The following is a 16,858-nucleotide window of genomic DNA, read 5'->3' as shown; positions in this document are numbered from 1 at the left end:
CGAAAATTTATTCGTCCAAACTCGGTTCTTTATTTACCTTTAAACTCCCTATAACCATTAAAAAAACACCTTAACATTATCCAAAAAAAGAAACAATGACGCCAAAGGAAGTTTTAGCCACCATGTTAGAAAAAGACGAGTTTACGAAATGGCTTGGACTTAAAATCGACAAAATAGAAAGTGGTTATTGCAGTTTGCATTTTAAAGTTAAAAAAGAAATGCTAAACGGATTTCACAGCATCCATGGCGGCGTTATTTTTTCGGCTTCAGACTCTGCACTCGCATTTGCAGCCAACTCACACGGCAGTATTGCAGTGGCTTTAGACGTTTCTATTACATTCACAAAACCCGCCAAAGAGGGAGATGTTTTATATGTGGAAGCAAAGGAAAACCATCTTGGAAATAAAACTGCCTTGTACGATATTCAAACAAAAGATTCTGAAGGAAACCTTATTGCCCTTTTTAAAGGAACTGTTTATAGAACAGGAAAAGAAATAGTGAAAAACCAGATCTAAACTCACATGAACAAAATCAAATTAATTTTTACGGGATTATTAGGCTATATAAACATTGTCCTTTTTCCAGTTCTCATAGCCATGATTTTAAGTATAGTGGTTTATTTAACTATGCCTGGCATCATTGGAGTAGCCGCTTCTTTATTTTTATGTGCTATCGGATTAATAACTGGATTAATTATGGCGCTTCGTGTCTTAAAAAGAAGAGGCCCCTCGGCCTTTGTTCCTAATACATATTCAGATGAAGAAGATAATACTGAGTTAGAAAATACGGAAGAAATGTAGAATGATTGCAGAATGCTACAGTCTATAGCAAGCAGGGCATAGTATCACCCGTATCTTTAAGCTCGCTTATGATAGATACCACCATTATTGTAGATGACGTTCTACTCAGACAGTTATCGTTAGAGACAAAAAAAATAGGCTCACGCGTTCTTGTAAAACAAACACCCGATTGTACTAAATACTTTGCGGACATACTCGACGTCATTATTATACCTCACGCTGAATTTTACCGAAAAAAATACATCCACTTTTATAAATTGTGCAACTATAACTCTGTAAAAGCCTTGAAAGAATTGAGTCGTAGCTTTCCTTTTATTCCCGATTTTGAATTAGGAATCGCCTTTGTTTTAAATATTGAAGTAGCAGAAGAAAACATTGCAACTGCACTAAAAACGGCTAAAGAATTAGAATTTTTAAATAGCTCCTTAACTGAAGTTGAAGCAGCGTATTATTAAAATTACCAAACAATAACGTTGTTCCTTGTTTCTCTTTGTAATTTTGTTCAAATTATAATTTCACACTTCATTTCATCTACCTAAATAAATAAAGCATGAAAACAACAAAAGGATACGCCGCACAAAACGCCACAGCGCCTTTAGCGCCATTTACTTTAGAAAGAAGAACTCTTGAACCTAAAGATGTTCAATTCGATATTATTTATTGTGGTGTTTGTCACTCCGATCTCCACATGGCAAAAAACGAATGGAGCGGAACTGTTTACCCTATTGTACCCGGACACGAAATGGTAGGAAAAGTGACAAGTGTTGGAACTGATGTGAAAAAATTTAAAGTAGGCGATCTTGTTGGTGTGGGTTGTTTGGTAGACTCTTGCCGTGATTGCGACAATTGCAAAAAAGGATTAGAACAATTTTGCCGTAATGGTTCTACTGGCACTTATAATGGTAAAGACAAAATTAGCGGTGGCGTAACTTATGGTGGTTATTCGAAACAAATTGTTGTAACGGAAGATTTTGTATTAAAAGTTTCCGAAAAACTTCCATTAGCAAACGTAGCACCTTTGTTATGTGCAGGCATTACAACCTATTCTCCATTGCGTCACTGGAAAGTTGGTAAAGGTCACAAAGTTGCTGTTATTGGTCTTGGCGGACTCGGACACATGGCAGTTAAATTCGCTGCTTCTTTTGGTGCAGATGTTACTATGCTAAGCACGTCTCCAGAAAAAGAAAAAGATGCACGTCTTTTAGGAGCGCATCATTTTGCATTAACCAAAAATCCTGAAGATTTAAAAAATCTTGTTGGGAAATTTGATTTTATAATTGACACTGTTTCCGCTCCTCATAATTACAATCAATACCTTGCCATGTTAAACACCGATGGCATTATGATTTGCGTTGGTGCACCGCCTACTCCATCTGAAATTATGGCTTTTAGTTTAATAGGTGGTCGCAAAAGTTTAGCGGGTTCCTTAATTGGTGGTTTACCCGAAACACAAGAAATGTTGGATTATTGCGCGGAACATAACATCGTATCTGAAGTTGAAATAATACCAATGGACTATATTAACACCGCTTACGAACGCATGCTTGCTGGCGATGTAAAATATCGTTTTGTTATAGATATGAGTACATTATAATTTAAAAAGTAACAGATAAAATACTTTCAAAAAAACCGAACGTTGCTTCGGTTTTTTTATTGTGCTAGTAGTATAAATTTAATTAACCATTATTTTTTTCTGTTAGCTCAAGTGATTGGTTAACAGATAATTTGACAGGTTATTAACAAGGAAAAAATTATTTAGTTTCTTATAGAGTGTTAAAAGACTTGACAAGTGCTTGCATATAGTTTAATTTAGTCTTGCTCTTTAAAACCCGGAATTTGATCCTGTTAACTAACTAGACAATTTCAATTATTCCGGGTTTTAAAAGAGACAATTAAGACCTTGTTTTCTTAGGCGCGTAACTTACTACTGACCTCCCGATTTGTTAGACAAACTCATTTCCACTAACTTTCTCAATAAGAATAATAAATCATATTTCCACTAAAAGAAACTACTAAATGGTGTATATTTATTAAACCATACAAAACCCAATAAATGTTGCTAAAGCAGAACTACTAAATAAACCAATTGCAGAATCAGATATTAAAGAGTCAGGCATTAAACTTGATTTGGGAGATTTTAAAAATGGAAATTATTTTGTGGAAATTTTTAGTGATGGAAAACTTTTAACAACTCAAAAAATAATTAAAGAATGAAAAAACATTTTCTCATTGCAACATTAATCTTTTTGTTCTTTACTCACAAAAATAATGCTCAACCCGATGTTTTTAATATAAAGCCAGCAAGTTGTTATACGTGTTGCGATGGCTCGTTTACAATGACAGTTGCTTCCTGTAATCCTTTTAGTTTCAATTGGGGTATAATACCCAAAACATATATTTACGCTGGTTGGAACGGAAATACTTTTTTTTTCGATAATGTATGCGTTGGAACTTATTCAATTTATGTTACTGGCGTTGCTGATTCTTGTCAATCTCATAATAGTAATATTACTATACCCTTTTCTACAACCGGGATTTTTGAGACTTCAAGTGATAGTAAAGAATTTTTAAGTTACCCTAATCCAACAGACGGCTCGCTAAATTTAAATTTTTCGATTGATTTCTTCTCCTCTAAAAAAATAAGTATTCGCATTCTAAATGTGGCAGGCGCTGAAATGCTCAATAAAATAATCACTGAATCAGATATTAACCTTGATTTGACAGCTTTTGGAAATGGAATTTATTTTCTGGAAGTTCTTAACGATGAAAAATTACTTATGACGCGAAAAATAATCAAGAATTAATTACCGTTAATTTATAAACGTAATTTGTGTTGGTTCTTGTCATTTCCTGTTTTAAAAGAGACACTTATTTCTAATTCCACAGAATAATAGCTCCGTCTTTATTTGGCGGTAAACAAAAAAACTGTTTGTGATTCATTCTAAATAATTTCATCACCACTATTTTTTTATTTTTCTTAATTGTTGAATTACTGTATATTCACATTAAAACAAATTAATATGAACACAGCATTAATTACAACCAGTACTTCATTAGAAGGTTATAAAATAACAAAACAACTTGGCTTGGTGCGCGGCATTACGGTGCGTTCTAGAAGTATTGTTGGAAACATGGTAGGAGGATTTATGACTCTTTTTGGCGGAAGAAGTGCTATTTACACCGAACTGTGCGAAAGAGCGCGAGAAGAGGCCTTGCAGTTAATGATTAAACATGGTAAAGAAATGGGCTGCAATGCCATTATTAATATGCGTTATGATGCAAATGAAGTAATGAGTGGATTAACGGAAGTTCTTGCCTATGGAACGGCTGTTGTTGTCGAGAAAACAAGCTAATTGTTTTTTCTCTAATTAAAAACTAGTTCTTTAACCAGCACAGCTATACCAACAACTAAAGTAAACCAGCCAAAGGCAGGCTTTAATTTTTTTGGTGATACTTTTCCTGAAAACATACTTCCTAAAGTAATTCCGACAATGGACATTGCTGAGATGCTAATTAAGAAAACCCAATTTATTTCTTGATTTCCGATATTGCCCGTAAAGCCTACCAATGAATTTATAGCAATAATAAATAAGGATGTTCCAATTGCTTTCTTAAAATTTAATCGCAAAAAGAAAATTAAAACGGGTACAATTATAAATCCTCCACCTGCGCCAACAAAACCGGTAATAAAACCAACCGCAATACCTAATAGTATTACAAAAGGTAAACCCAACGGACTTCTTGCAAATTCATCCCATTTCACCTGACTTTTACTTCCAGGTTTTCTCTTACGAATCATACTTACGGAAGAACTTAATATAAGCAGAGAAAATAAAACCATGATTAAAATGTCTTTAGATATTACGCCATTGAATATATGAATTTGATCCGGTATAGCAGGCATAACAAACTTCCTAACACAAAAAACACTAACTAGTGAAGCCAATGCAAACTCATAAAGTGCTTCGCCACTTATTTCACCCTTACGTAAGTAAGAAATTGCACCGATTAAAGAAGTTAATCCAACAATAAATAAAGAATATGTTGTAGCCTCTTCAGCACTGTAATTAAGTATATATACCAAAACCGGGACGCCTAAAATTGAACCGCCCCCACCAATAAGCCCGAGAATTACCCCAATAATTAAAAACGCTATAAAGCCCAAAATAGTTATCACGTTGTTTTTATTATAGTGTCTATACTCAACTCTTTAAGTTGCTCTTGGCTAATTTCACTTGGTGCATCAATCATCACATCACGTCCTGAATTATTTTTCGGGAAAGCGATAAAGTCACGAATACTTTCAGCGCCACCAAATAGAGAACATAATCTATCAAAACCAAAAGCAATACCACCATGCGGTGGAGCTCCATATTCAAAAGCATTCATTAAGAAACCAAATTGTTTTTGCGCTTCTTCTTTGGTAAAACCAAGCACGTCAAACATTTTCGCTTGAAGATCTTTATTGTGAATACGAATACTTCCTCCCCCTACTTCAACTCCATTAATCACAATATCGTAAGCGTTTGCCCTAACGGCTCCAGGATTGGTATTCAATAGTTCAATATCCTCTGGTTTCGGAGAAGTGAAAGGATGATGTTTTGCGTGCCAGCGTCCTGCTAAAGAAGCCAATAAGTTTGGATCGCCTTCATTCCACTCTAATAAAGGAAAATCAAGGACCCATAAACACGAAAATTTATTTTTATCACGTAAGCCCAAACGATTTCCCATTTCAAGACGCAGCTCGCTCATGGCTTTCTGCGTTTTTTCTCTTGCACCTGCTAATACTAAGATAAGATCGCCCTTTTCAGCACCGCATGTCACTCCCCATTTTTTCAGTTCTTCTTCATTATAAAATTTATCTACGCTTGATTTGAATGTTCCTTCGGCGTTGCACCGCGCATATACCAAACCTGTAGCGCCTATTTGCGGACGTTTCACCCATTCAGTTAATTCATCTAATTGTTTACGTGTATACTCAGCTGCACCTTTAGCACAAATCGCAACCACTAATTCGGCATCATCAAAAACCTTAAAGCTCTTCCCTTTTACCACTTCATTAAATTCTACCAATTTCATTTCAAAACGCGTGTCTGGTTTATCGTTACCATAATATTTCATGGCATCCGCATAACTCATTCTCGCAATTTCAGGAATATCAATGCCTTTCACAGCTCTGAATAAATGCTTTGTAAGTCCTTCAAATGTTTGTAAAATGTCTTCCTGCTCAACAAAACTCATCTCACAATCTATTTGCGTGAATTCAGGTTGTCTGTCTGCACGTAAATCTTCGTCTCTAAAACATTTCACAATTTGATAATAACGATCAAAACCGCTTACCATTAATAATTGTTTGAATGTTTGAGGACTTTGAGGAAGGGCGTAGAATTGATTTTCGTTCATACGACTTGGTACCACAAAGTCACGCGCACCTTCAGGGGTCGATTTAATTAGGACTGGCGTTTCAACTTCTAGAAAATTCTGTTTATCCAGATAATTACGGGTTTCAATTGCCATGCGATGACGTAATTCTAGATTTTTTCTTACAACACTACGACGTAAATCGAGGTAACGGTATTTCATACGCAGCTCATCACCACCATCAGTTTCATCTTCAATAGTAAAAGGTGGTGTAATAGCTTTATTCAGTACTTCAATGTTTTGAAGTTTGATTTCAATTTCACCAGTGGGTATATTTTTATTCTTGCTTTCGCGTTCAATCACAAGGCCACTGGCTCTTAAAACCATTTCACGCGTAAACCCTTCTTGACCAAGAGCTTTTCCTGCATCGCTGTCATCAGAAAAAACAAGTTGTGTAATACCATAACGGTCTCTTAAATCTATAAAAGTAGCACCACCTAGTTTTCTGGTCTTTTGCACCCAACCACAAAGGCTTACTTGTTGTCCAACATGTTCTATTCTTAATTCACCGCAGGTATTTGTTCGTAACATAATCGTTTAAAATATAGTCTAAAATTAGTGGTTTTTTGCTTGGTAATCCTTATTAATCCTCAAAATTTGATATCTGGACTTAATTTTTCAATTTCTAGTTTTTGATTTTCAATAAAAGCCTGCCATTTGGCCAATTCCAGGCTACTCTCACGCATCGGCTTATGATTAAGCGCCAGTTGGAGTCTATTAATCTGTTGATTTAAATCGATCGTTTTATTTGAAAAATAACAGTCCGAAAATTTTTGCCAAATATAATCCACTGCTTGTTGATTTGGATGTGCAAGGTCTTCTTTATAAAAACGGTAGTCACGTAAATCGTCATTCACTAATTCATAAGCAGGGAAATAAAAACAATTTGCATTCTCTTTCACCAGCTTGTTTATGCTCAAAATCAGCGTCGCCTTGCTTAAATTATTTTCCTCCACCCCTTCTTTTAAATACTTTACTGGAGAAACCGTAAAAATAATTTTAATCTCAGGATTCAAAACTTTTACCTCGCTAATAAGAGAAACATATGTTTTTACTATTTCATCAACTTCCAATAATCGCTTTTCAAAATTTGAAGAGGCTTGTTTGTGACAGTTGGCAACCGTTTCATTAAGTGTTTTATGATGGTAGACAAATGCAGAACCAAAAGTGATAATGAGCACATTTGTCTTCTTAATAAAGTCATGTGTTGAATTTACTGATTCGTTTAATTTACCAAGAAGCTGATTTTTGTTTTCTGAAGAAAAAGATCCATGGTGCATGTAACTATAATATAAACCATTTCTTTCCAAAATAAAAGATTCATCGGTAGCGCTTTTATGAACAGCGGCCTCAATACAATTATAAATACTAGTGGGATTAAATAAAATTCCGTTTGGATTTACACAGGTTCTAAATTTTGAATTTATTAGTTGAGTGCCAATATTCTCAGCAAAGCAAGAACCCATCAAAAGAATAGTATCCTTATGATTGATTTCGAAATCATTTTTTTTCGGTATGTAATTCAGGTGAAATTTCATGCTCGTTTAATCGTAAGAATTAAAACTTAATTCGCTTTCTTTAGTTCTTCAAACTTTTTGTCAAGAAACTTTTTAGCACCTTCAAAGGTATTTTCTACTATACCATCGAGTATGGCGTCTTTTAAAGCATTTTTAAGAATTCCTATTTCACGGCCAGGACTCAAATCATACATCTTCATAATATCCTCCCCCATAATTGGCGGCTGCCAGTTGCGCAGCTTATCTTTCTCTTCCAGTTCAACCAGCTTTGTGCGCACGACTTCAAAATTTTGCATGTAACGTTTTACCTTGTTGGGATTCTTAGTTGTAATATCACTTTCGCAGAGCGCCATTAAATCATCAATGTCATCTCCGGCTTCAAAAAGCAAACGTCTTACTGCACTATCTGTAACTTCTGTTTTTGCTAAGACAATAGGCCGTAAATGCAACTCCACCAATTTCTGAACGTATTTCATTTTTTCATTCAATGGCAATTTTAAATTCGTGAAAATTTTCGGAACCATTCGCGCTCCCTTGTCCTCATGGCCATGAAAGGTAAATCCATGTCCTTCTTCAAAACGTTTTGTTGCAGGTTTTGCTATATCGTGCAGAATAGCGGCCCAACGTAACCAAAGATTATCGCTTTTCTTTGCAACGTTATCAAGCACTTCAAGCGTATGGTAAAAATTATCTTTATGAGACAATCCTTTAATTGTTTCGGTGCCTTGTAACTTAACCATTTCAGGAAAAATCAAATGAAGTAAACCTGTGTTAAATAATAATTTAAATCCCACAGAAGGAATTGGAGAAAGAATTATTTTATTTAATTCATCGCTTATTCTTTCTTTTGAAACAATTTTAATTCTGTCTTTATTGGTTGCGATTGCCTGCAAAGATTTCTCTTCAATGGCGAAATTTAATTGTGTTGCGAAGCGAATTGCACGCATCATACGCAGCGGATCATCGCTATAAGTGATAGCAGGATCTAAGGGCGTCCGGAGTATTTTATTTTTCAAATCTTCCAAACCATTAAATGGGTCTAAAAGTTTTGCGTGCTTGTTCTTAGAAATACCAATTGCTAAAGCGTTTATAGTAAAGTCTCTTCGGTTTTGATCATCTTCAAGCGTGCCATCTTCAACAATGGGTTTGCGGGAATCGCGATTATAACTTTCTTTGCGGGCTCCAACAAATTCAATTTCAAGATCATTGAATTTAACCTGAGCTGTACCAAAATTTTTAAACGTAGAAAGATGCGCTTCGCGTCCTAATTTTTGATGAACAAGCGTTGCTAAATCAATTCCTTTTCCAATGGTAACTACATCAATATCTTTGCTGCTTCTTTCTAAAAACATATCTCTAACGTAGCCGCCAATTGCATAAGCATCCACATTTAACTCGTCAGATGCCTGTTGAATAATTCTAAAAATATCTTGTTCTAAAAAGCTGTACATAAACGCTGCAAAAGTAGGTATTTTAGTCAATTTTTTCGCTATATTGCAGCATAAATCCAAAACCATCCTACATGAAGACCAAATTATTTTTAGCAGTTACAGTGCTAGTCGTACTAAACACCGCGTGTAAAAAAGACGTAACATGTGAATGCACCGAGACTACTACTCAAACTCAAACGGGTCAAAATGGCACAACAACCCAAACGCAAAACCCGGTTACAACAACCACAACCTACAAAAATATAAGTAAATCTGACTTAGGAACCCTTTGTGGTGACAGAAAGTATTCAAATACATATAACAACACCAGTAACGGACAGACTACTACATCAATCTACGACACTGATACTAAATGTAAAATTAAATAAACTAAACCATGAAATTATCAATATTCATTTTTGTAATTGCAGGAAATTTGTTTTTCATATCCTGCAAAAAAACGCATACGTGTAACTGTGAATCAGATCAGACAACTACAACTACTATTACACCAAGAAGTTCAGGCCAACCATCTACCACAACAACTAACCAATCGACTAAAAACAGTGTAACGCTTGATGATGTGAATGAAAGTGACTTAACGCGATTGTACAATTGTAATACCAGAACAGAATCATCATCTGAAACAAATACAACTACGATTGTAGTTAATACGGTCAGTCAAACTGTTGTTGGAGGGGTCACATACACCTATAACACGTCAGTTTCACAAACTGCTGATAGGCATGCGCAGTATGATACCGATTACACCTGCGAAATTAAATAGTGGAGTTTATCAAAGCGTAATTTTTCTGAAATAATTTTAGGGCTTTTTATTTAACGTAATTGTTAATTATTGAGCCCTTCTTTTTTTCTCCCTAATAATTAAATTGAGTTCTCTTCCCGTTTGTCCCTTAACACTCGTATTCTCTTGGGCCCTGCGAATTAAATAGGGCATCACGTCTTTTATTGGTCCGTACGGGACATATTTTGCAACATTATAACCGTTTAATGAAAGATTAAAAGAAATATGATCACTCATACCTAAAAGCTGCGAAAAATAAATTCGTGGATCAGAAGGTGAAATCTTTTTTTCATGCATTAATTCCACTAAAATCAAACTACTTTTTTCATTATGTGTTCCAGCGCAAAGTCCCATCACAGCAATATTATCAATACATAATCTTAACGCGGCATTATAGTCGTCGTCACTTTTTTCTTTTGTCGATTGAATAGGTGATGGATAAGCCTTGTCCATTGCGCGTTTGCGCTCCTTTTCCATATAAGCACCTCTTACTAATTTCGCACCTACATGATAAGAATTTGTTTTACCTTGTTGAATCGATTTTTTTAAAAACTCTAACCTGTCACTTCTGTATAATTGAAAAGTATTGTAAACAATAGCTTTTGTTCTATTATAAGCTAACATATTTTCATCCGCTAAATCATCAATTGCCTGCTGAATCCAGCTTTCCTCAGCATCAATAAAAATACATTGATTATTTTCATAGGCTAGTGTACAAATTGTTTTTACTCTTTTTTTAACGCGTTCCCATTCGGCTATTTCTACTTCACTTAACGATTTTCCCGAACTTACTATTTCTAATAGGTCAAATCGTGCAAGTCCGGTAACTTTGAAAACACAAAAAGGGATATTTTTATCGTCTTTTGCTTTGTTAATAGTATCAAGCGTTTCGTGTAAACAATTGTCAAAATCATTTTCACTTTCTTTTCCTTCAACACTATAATCTAAAATTGTACCAATGTTGTACTTACCTAATTCTTGAATTGCTTTGTTGCAATCTTCAATTGTTTCGCCACCTACAAACTGCTTGAAAATAGTTCCTTTAATTATTCCTTTAAAACCTAAATTAAGCGCTAGTGGACCTAAAGTTGCGCCAGCCTTTACAAGTAGCGGATTACTAATTAACTTAAAAAGCCAGTAAGAACGGCTTAATTCAGAATTTGATTTCGCTTTAAAAGCATTTTCTGTATTATCGAAAGATATCATTTGAATGTATGATTGAAAACGTAATGTGTTATTTAATTATTTTTTACTAATGTTTAATATCCGAAAATTTCCTCCAGAGTTAAAAACTTAAGATTGCCGTAGTGTTTTAATACTTTCATATTTAGACCTTCCTTTTTTCCCAAGACCAAAACCGTTCTTGGCTTTTTTGCAATAGCTTGTAGTTGAAAATTCTTTATGTCTTCAAAGCCGTAGTTTTTAACTTTTTCAAAAATATCTTTACGGATATCTGCTTTGTTCCCAAGATCTTCCGCTGCGAGATAATTAAAAAGAATATCTGCCTTTGTAATCCTTTGAGTGCGCATTTCCTGAAGGATCATATCCTTGGCCGAAGAAAAACTTCCATCTGCCTTTGGCATATCATTCAATAAATCACTCAAGCCTTTTAAAGCTTCTTCCAGTTTATCAGCTTGTGAGCCAATATATGATACATTATAATATTTTTTAGATAATTTATTTGGCTGATTATATCTAGAATAGGTTGAGTAAGCCAATGCTTTCGATTCTCTTAAATCTTGAAACAACACACTGCTCATACCACCACCAAAATAACTATTATACAAATAAATAAGTGGTACTCCATTTTTATTATACTCAGAACCATTTGAAAGCATCATGATTTCAGCTTGCTTCATATCATAATCTACAACATACACTGTGCTATCCAACACTTTCTCTTTAAATGTAAGCGAAGCTACAGGCTCTAGTAAATCTTTTGCAACGTTGTGACTAGCGTTAAGGCTATTTTTTACTAATTCTGCTTCTGTAGGTCCATAATATAAAACTTTGTGTTTATACTTTGGAATCAGAAGGATCATTTTTTTAATATCTTCTACTGATATTCTAGTTAACTCGACATCTGAATAAACATTGGAGAATGGATTAATCGTCCCGTACCTTGCGTAGCTTGTCATAGCCCGATTAAGAATTATTCTTTTTTCAAGTTTATTATCGTTCCTTTCCTTCATAATATCTGCAATAAGATTTTCAAGCACAGGTTGTTCAACTACAGGATTTGCTAAAACTTTCTCAAAAAGCTTTAAGGACTTTTCAAAATTGTCGGCCAAGCCAGAAAGGCTTATCCAAATTGTTTCGTTATCACAATACACATTAAAAGAACAACCCAATTTATACAACTCTTGTTTTATCTGCGCTGCCGACATATCAGCAGTCGATAGGTAAGGAATGTATTTTACTGCAATAGGATAGAGTTTATCGTTATTACTTCCAAAATCAAATTTATAGTACAACTCAAATAAACTATTTTCAATATTTTTATTATGCAGTAGTGGAATAGAAGATTTTAAGGTTAGGTGATTAATATCCTTATCATAATCTAAAAACTTTGGTTCAATCGGCGTCGGTGAGGCTCTTTCGATATCTTTTACAAATGCCGAAGCATTTTCCCTATCAAGCTCTACAGGCGTAATAGCTGGTTTTTCAACCTTTACAATACTTTTATCTTCTCCGGTTCTCTTATAAGCTACTGCATAATTTTCACTCGTAAAATTCTTATTCGCAAACTCTATTACTTCTTGTTTTGTAATTTTAGATATCCTTTCAATGCTTTCTATTGCTTTTTTCCAGGTTAAATCATTTACAAATGCATTCATCATTGTGCTAGCACGTGAATCATTACTCTCTAATTCTTTTGTTTTCCTAAGTTTTAAATCCGTTACAACAGCTGTTATCAACCAGTCAGGGAAGGTTCCTTTTTTAATTAATTCAATCTGACTCAAAATTAAATTCTCAACTTCTTCTAAACTTTGACCTTCCTTTGGTTCGCCGTTAAAATAAAAAAAGCTATAATCTTTTAAAGGATAAAAGTAGTTCCCACTACTTAAAACTTTCTGAGCCTGGTTTAAGTTGATGTCCATTAAGCCTGCCGTGTTATTATACAATAGTCCAGCAATGAGTGTGCAGATATCGGCATCACTTGTGCCGTCTCCTGCAAAACGCCAGGCCAAATTGACATTCGCCGGGTTAGGTCCCAGAATTTCTTTTACTATTTTTTTTGCAATTGGTTTTTCAGGAGAAAAAGTATAGGTGTCTACTGGTTTAGAAGGAACAGATCCAAAGCTTTTATCAATTTGTTTGATGACTTTATCAGGATCAAAATCGCCACTCATAATAATGGCCATGTTATTGGGAACATAATATTTTCTGTAATATTTATTTATCTCTACCATCGATGGATTTTTTAAATGCTCAATGGTACCAATAGTCGTCTGTGTTCCGTAAGTGTGATTTTTAAACAAGGCTGAAAATAAAGCTTCCCAAACCTTATTGCCATCGCTATCAATCCCTCGGTTTTTTTCTTCGTACACTGCTTCTAATTCTGTATGAAACAAACGCAATACAGGATTACGAAAACGTTCTGCCTCTATTTTTAACCAGTTTTCTATTTGATTACTTGGAATGTCATTCACATAGACTGTTTGATCAAATGAGGTAAAAGCATTCGTTCCATCAGCGCCTATGGTTGCCAACATTTTATCGTATTCATTGGCAATAGCAAATTTTGCAGCTAGTCCACTTATGCTATCAATTTTGTGATAAATTTTTGCGCGCTCTGCTTCATCTTTCACTGTACGATAAACCTCATAAAGATTTTCTATTTTTTTTATTTCTTTGCTTTCGTATTCAAAATCCTTTGTACCATAAACATCGGTTCCTTTAAACACCATGTGCTCCAAATAATGAGCCAAGCCGGTAGCATTTGCCGGATCGTTTTTGCTTCCCGCTTTTACGGCGATATACGTTTGAATTCGCGGGGCATTTTTGTAAACCGAAAGATAAACCTTCATCCCATTATTCAACGTGTAGATTCTCGCGTTTAAAGGGTCGTTTGGAATTTGCTCATAGTTATTAAGCGATGTGGTCTTTGTATTATCCTCATTTGTTTGAGCGTTTAGATTAGTATTAAAAAGTATAATGCTAATAACGAAAAAAACATTTTTTTTGAATCCTATCATATTTTTGAGTAAAGTATTAGTAGTCTATTTCGAGATCAAAACGTTTCTTAAGCTCTAATAATGCTGGATTTTTTTCAGACATGGCCTTAAAAATATCTATTGGCTTATAAGCCTTCGTTTGTGCTTCTACCGCAGAAATTTGAATGGTAATCGCAATCGAATTATTTTGAAGGAGTTTGCGAATGGTATCCACAAAATCTTGCTTAACGATCAATAATTGCTCTTTTTGGGTTTCATTACTAATTGTAAGTTCAATGGTATTATCAGTAAATTCAATTGAAGAGGTATTAAAAATTGTTGCCAGTTGACGCGCGCCTTGTTTTTGCTTTTCATCAGCGTACGATTTAATAGCTGCTTTTACATCGTCAAGGTTAACTTCTTTATTAACGAATTTAACTTCAGGAGCCTCTACAGCATTAGTATTAGAAGTTTGATTAAGGGTTTGATAATTTTTTACTTCGTGCAGACTAAAAGAAGCTTTTATCTTTAACTGATCAAATCCTACACTTGGCTTACTGGCAAATTTAATTTCAGGTTCCTGCAAGGCAGTTACTTTAGTGCTAGAGGAGGTAATTGTTTTTGTTGGTTGGGAAGTGTTTTCTTCTTCACTTTCTAACTCATCGTTTTTTTTTTCCGCTTCTGGCGAAGCGGTTAAAAACGTTAGTTGCATGAGTGCCATTTCCACAAGTAAGCGCTGGTTTTTCGCAATCTTGTAATTAACATCTGTTTTACTAATTAAAGCTAAAGATTTTAAAAGAAAAGTTAAACTGCATTGTTGTGATTGAATCGAATAACGTTGCTTTAAACTTTCACTCACTTCCATTAAAGAAATAGTCTGCGGATCTTTACTAACCATTAGGTTTCTTAAATGTTCTCCTAAACCTAGTAAAAAATTATGCCCATCGAAGCCTTTTTTTAAGATGTCATCAAAGGTCATCATTACTTCCGGTAAGCCTTGTGAAAGAAAGGCATCCGTCATTTTAAAATAATAATCGTAATCTAGAACGTTTAAATTTTCTACAACTTGTTTATAGGTCAAATGATTTCCGGTAAAAGCCACCATTTGATCGAATATGGAACAAGCGTCACGCAATCCGCCATCGGCCTTTTGCGCAATAACATGCAAGGCTTCTTCCTCATAGGAAACATCTTCACTTTTAGCCATAAAAGCCAAATGATTACTGATGTCTTCTGTTTTAATACGATTAAAATTAAATACCTGACAACGCGATAATATCGTTGGGATGATTTTATGTTTTTCAGTGGTTGCTAAAATAAATTTAGCGTGTTTTGGTGGTTCTTCTAGTGTTTTTAGAAATGCGTTAAAAGCTGCTGTACTCAACATGTGCACCTCATCAATAACATACACTTTATACTCCCCTAATTGCGGAGCAAAGCGCACCTGATCGACCAAATTCCTGATATCATCTACTGAATTATTACTGGCAGCATCTAATTCATATACATTTAAAGATGCTCCTGAATTAAAGGAAACACAAGATTCGCAAGTATCACAGGCTTCTCCATCCTTCGAAACATTTGTGCAATTTATGGTTTTTGCAAAAATACGTGCACAGGTTGTTTTTCCAACACCACGCGGTCCACAGAACAAATAGGCCTGCGCCAAATGTTTGGTTATAATGGCATTTTTTAGCGTATTCGTAATGTGACTTTGACCTACTACTGTGTTAAAGAGTTGGGGTCTGTACTTACGCGCCGATACTATAAAATTATCCATTGTAAGCTCTAAAAATACACTTATTGCTCAGTTCTAGGAAAAATACTTGTGCCTAAAAAAGGTTAAATTATCAACTGTATGTTTATAAATATAGTGCTTACAGCTAAATTTATACAATTGAAATTTTCACGGCTAATATTGGTGCTTTTTTGCCTTTCTGCTAGTTATAGCAAAGCGCAGCAAATACTAAAAGGCATCGTATTTGAGAACGATAGTATTACTCCTTTACCTTTTGCTTACATAATTAATAAAAGTAATGGAAATGGCACCATGACTGATAACGATGGCCACTTCACACTTACAACAAATTCAGACGACACCTTAATTTGTTCTTACATTGGATTCGTAAAGCTCATCATTCCTATAAAAAAAATCGCCAAAAACGCAAAAGGTGAAGCGAAACTCTTCATCACACGCATATCAATAAACCTTGGGGTAGTCAACATTACAACGTTTAGATTCGAGACATACGAAAGGGAATACATGAGCGACATTATTGATAGAAGTCGAATTAAAAACATCAATTACTTCTCAAGTCCTATTAGCGCTCTATACATGCGATTCAGCAAAGAGGGAAAACAAATTCAAAAACTCGCTAAAATTTTCGAGGATATCCTCATAGAAGAAGAGGTTCAGCGCAAGTTAAGTCGTGAAATACTTGTAAGACTTACTGGTGACGAAAACATTGACTACTTTGCATTCAGAAAATATTGTTATTATGTGAATGATTATTATATATCATCTCACGAAGGTGCTGAATTATATTCTAAAGTAATGGATTGCTACAAAAACTGGAAAGCCGAACGTGGCGGATACAGAAAACGTGAAGAGAACAGCCCGCCGGTAAAAAGAGATCCTGATGCGAATTGGAAAAAACGGGAAGAGTTAAAAGAAACGGATAAGTAAGATTTTTTACTCCAGTTTAAGATATTAGAATTCTAAAACAAA

17 protein-coding genes are annotated in these 16,858 nt (G+C 34.7%); 10 read left to right on the top strand and 7 right to left on the bottom strand.

Annotation, left to right across the window (positions count from 1 at the left end; all coding sequences use genetic code 11):
- The first annotated feature begins 95 nt into the window (after nt 1-95).
- The 7 genes from P2086_RS08865 to P2086_RS08840 all read left to right on the top strand — a co-directional run bounded on the left by P2086_RS08865 (nt 96) and on the right by P2086_RS08840 (nt 4,153).
- Nucleotides 96-515, top strand: a complete 420-nt coding sequence (locus P2086_RS08865; RefSeq protein WP_317900093.1) for a PaaI family thioesterase — start codon at nt 96-98, stop codon at nt 513-515.
- A 6-nt stretch (nt 516-521) separates the two neighbouring features.
- Complete coding sequence (locus tag P2086_RS08860; protein ID WP_317900092.1) at nt 522-800, top strand: hypothetical protein; 279 nt, start codon at nt 522-524, stop codon at nt 798-800.
- A gap of 68 nt (nt 801-868) precedes the next feature.
- Complete coding sequence (locus P2086_RS08855; RefSeq protein ID WP_317900091.1) at nt 869-1,255, top strand: hypothetical protein; 387 nt, start codon at nt 869-871, stop codon at nt 1,253-1,255.
- Nucleotides 1,256-1,350: 95 nt separating this feature from the next.
- Nucleotides 1,351-2,394: an NAD(P)-dependent alcohol dehydrogenase gene (locus P2086_RS08850; RefSeq protein ID WP_317900090.1), complete on the top strand. Its 1,044-nt coding sequence runs from the start codon at nt 1,351-1,353 to the stop codon at nt 2,392-2,394.
- A 533-nt stretch (nt 2,395-2,927) separates the two neighbouring features.
- Nucleotides 2,928-3,014: a hypothetical protein gene (locus P2086_RS19140; protein WP_502547936.1), complete on the top strand. Its 87-nt coding sequence runs from the start codon at nt 2,928-2,930 to the stop codon at nt 3,012-3,014.
- Entirely contained in the window at nt 3,011-3,604 is a 594-nt protein-coding gene (locus P2086_RS08845; protein ID WP_317900089.1) for a T9SS type A sorting domain-containing protein, read from the top strand. Before P2086_RS19140 ends, P2086_RS08845 begins: the two co-directional genes overlap by 4 nt.
- A 216-nt stretch (nt 3,605-3,820) precedes the next feature.
- Complete coding sequence (locus P2086_RS08840; RefSeq protein WP_317900088.1) at nt 3,821-4,153, top strand: YbjQ family protein; 333 nt, start codon at nt 3,821-3,823, stop codon at nt 4,151-4,153.
- 11 nt (nt 4,154-4,164) lie between these two features.
- Here the strand turns inward: P2086_RS08840 and P2086_RS08835 are convergent, their stop codons facing one another.
- Genes P2086_RS08835 through P2086_RS08820 form a run of 4 tightly spaced genes read right to left on the bottom strand, consistent with a single transcriptional unit; the run spans nt 4,165 to nt 9,189 of the window.
- Nucleotides 4,165-4,977 (bottom strand): sulfite exporter TauE/SafE family protein, encoded by an 813-nt coding sequence (locus P2086_RS08835; protein WP_317900087.1) that lies wholly within the window; start codon nt 4,975-4,977, stop codon nt 4,165-4,167.
- The gene (gene aspS, locus P2086_RS08830; protein ID WP_317900086.1) at nt 4,974-6,752 is read right to left on the bottom strand and encodes an aspartate--tRNA ligase; all 1,779 of its coding nucleotides are present in this window, start codon (nt 6,750-6,752) and stop codon (nt 4,974-4,976) included. The genes P2086_RS08835 and aspS overlap by 4 nt, the downstream gene beginning before the upstream one ends.
- A 59-nt stretch (nt 6,753-6,811) precedes the next feature.
- Entirely contained in the window at nt 6,812-7,759 is a 948-nt protein-coding gene (locus P2086_RS08825) for a GSCFA domain-containing protein (RefSeq protein ID WP_317900085.1), read from the bottom strand.
- A 26-nt stretch (nt 7,760-7,785) separates the two neighbouring features.
- Nucleotides 7,786-9,189 carry a CCA tRNA nucleotidyltransferase gene (locus tag P2086_RS08820; protein ID WP_317900255.1) on the bottom strand — a complete coding sequence of 468 codons (1,404 nt, stop codon included), beginning with the start codon at nt 9,187-9,189 and terminating at the stop codon, nt 7,786-7,788.
- Between the two features lie 71 nt (nt 9,190-9,260).
- On the opposite strand from P2086_RS08820, the gene P2086_RS08815 reads away from it, so the two are divergent.
- Together P2086_RS08815 and P2086_RS08810 are read left to right on the top strand one after the other, a co-directional pair.
- Complete coding sequence (locus P2086_RS08815; RefSeq protein WP_317900084.1) at nt 9,261-9,557, top strand: hypothetical protein; 297 nt, start codon at nt 9,261-9,263, stop codon at nt 9,555-9,557.
- Nucleotides 9,558-9,565: 8 nt separating this feature from the next.
- Nucleotides 9,566-9,955: a hypothetical protein gene (locus tag P2086_RS08810; RefSeq protein WP_317900083.1), complete on the top strand. Its 390-nt coding sequence runs from the start codon at nt 9,566-9,568 to the stop codon at nt 9,953-9,955.
- Nucleotides 9,956-10,021: 66 nt separating this feature from the next.
- Here the strand turns inward: P2086_RS08810 and P2086_RS08805 are convergent, their stop codons facing one another.
- The 3 genes from P2086_RS08805 to P2086_RS08795 are packed head-to-tail and all read right to left on the bottom strand — an operon-like array spanning nt 10,022 to nt 15,910.
- Nucleotides 10,022-11,179 (bottom strand): proline dehydrogenase family protein, encoded by a 1,158-nt coding sequence (locus tag P2086_RS08805; RefSeq protein WP_317900082.1) that lies wholly within the window; start codon nt 11,177-11,179, stop codon nt 10,022-10,024.
- A gap of 53 nt (nt 11,180-11,232) precedes the next feature.
- Nucleotides 11,233-14,172, bottom strand: a complete 2,940-nt coding sequence (locus P2086_RS08800) for a M16 family metallopeptidase (RefSeq protein ID WP_317900081.1) — start codon at nt 14,170-14,172, stop codon at nt 11,233-11,235.
- 16 nt (nt 14,173-14,188) lie between these two features.
- The gene (locus tag P2086_RS08795) at nt 14,189-15,910 is read right to left on the bottom strand and encodes a DNA polymerase III subunit gamma/tau (protein WP_317900080.1); all 1,722 of its coding nucleotides are present in this window, start codon (nt 15,908-15,910) and stop codon (nt 14,189-14,191) included.
- A 78-nt stretch (nt 15,911-15,988) separates the two neighbouring features.
- Between P2086_RS08795 and P2086_RS08790 the strand changes: the two genes are divergently transcribed.
- Complete coding sequence (locus P2086_RS08790; protein WP_317900079.1) at nt 15,989-16,816, top strand: carboxypeptidase-like regulatory domain-containing protein; 828 nt, start codon at nt 15,989-15,991, stop codon at nt 16,814-16,816.
- Nucleotides 16,817-16,858 lie beyond the last annotated feature (42 nt).

Origin of the sequence: Aurantibacillus circumpalustris, assembly GCF_029625215.1 — a bacterium.
GTDB classification, from domain to species: Bacteria; Bacteroidota; Bacteroidia; order B-17B0; family Aurantibacillaceae; genus Aurantibacillus; species Aurantibacillus circumpalustris.
Note: the sequence above shows the minus strand (reverse complement) of the source record. Positions and strands in the feature narration are given on the sequence as shown.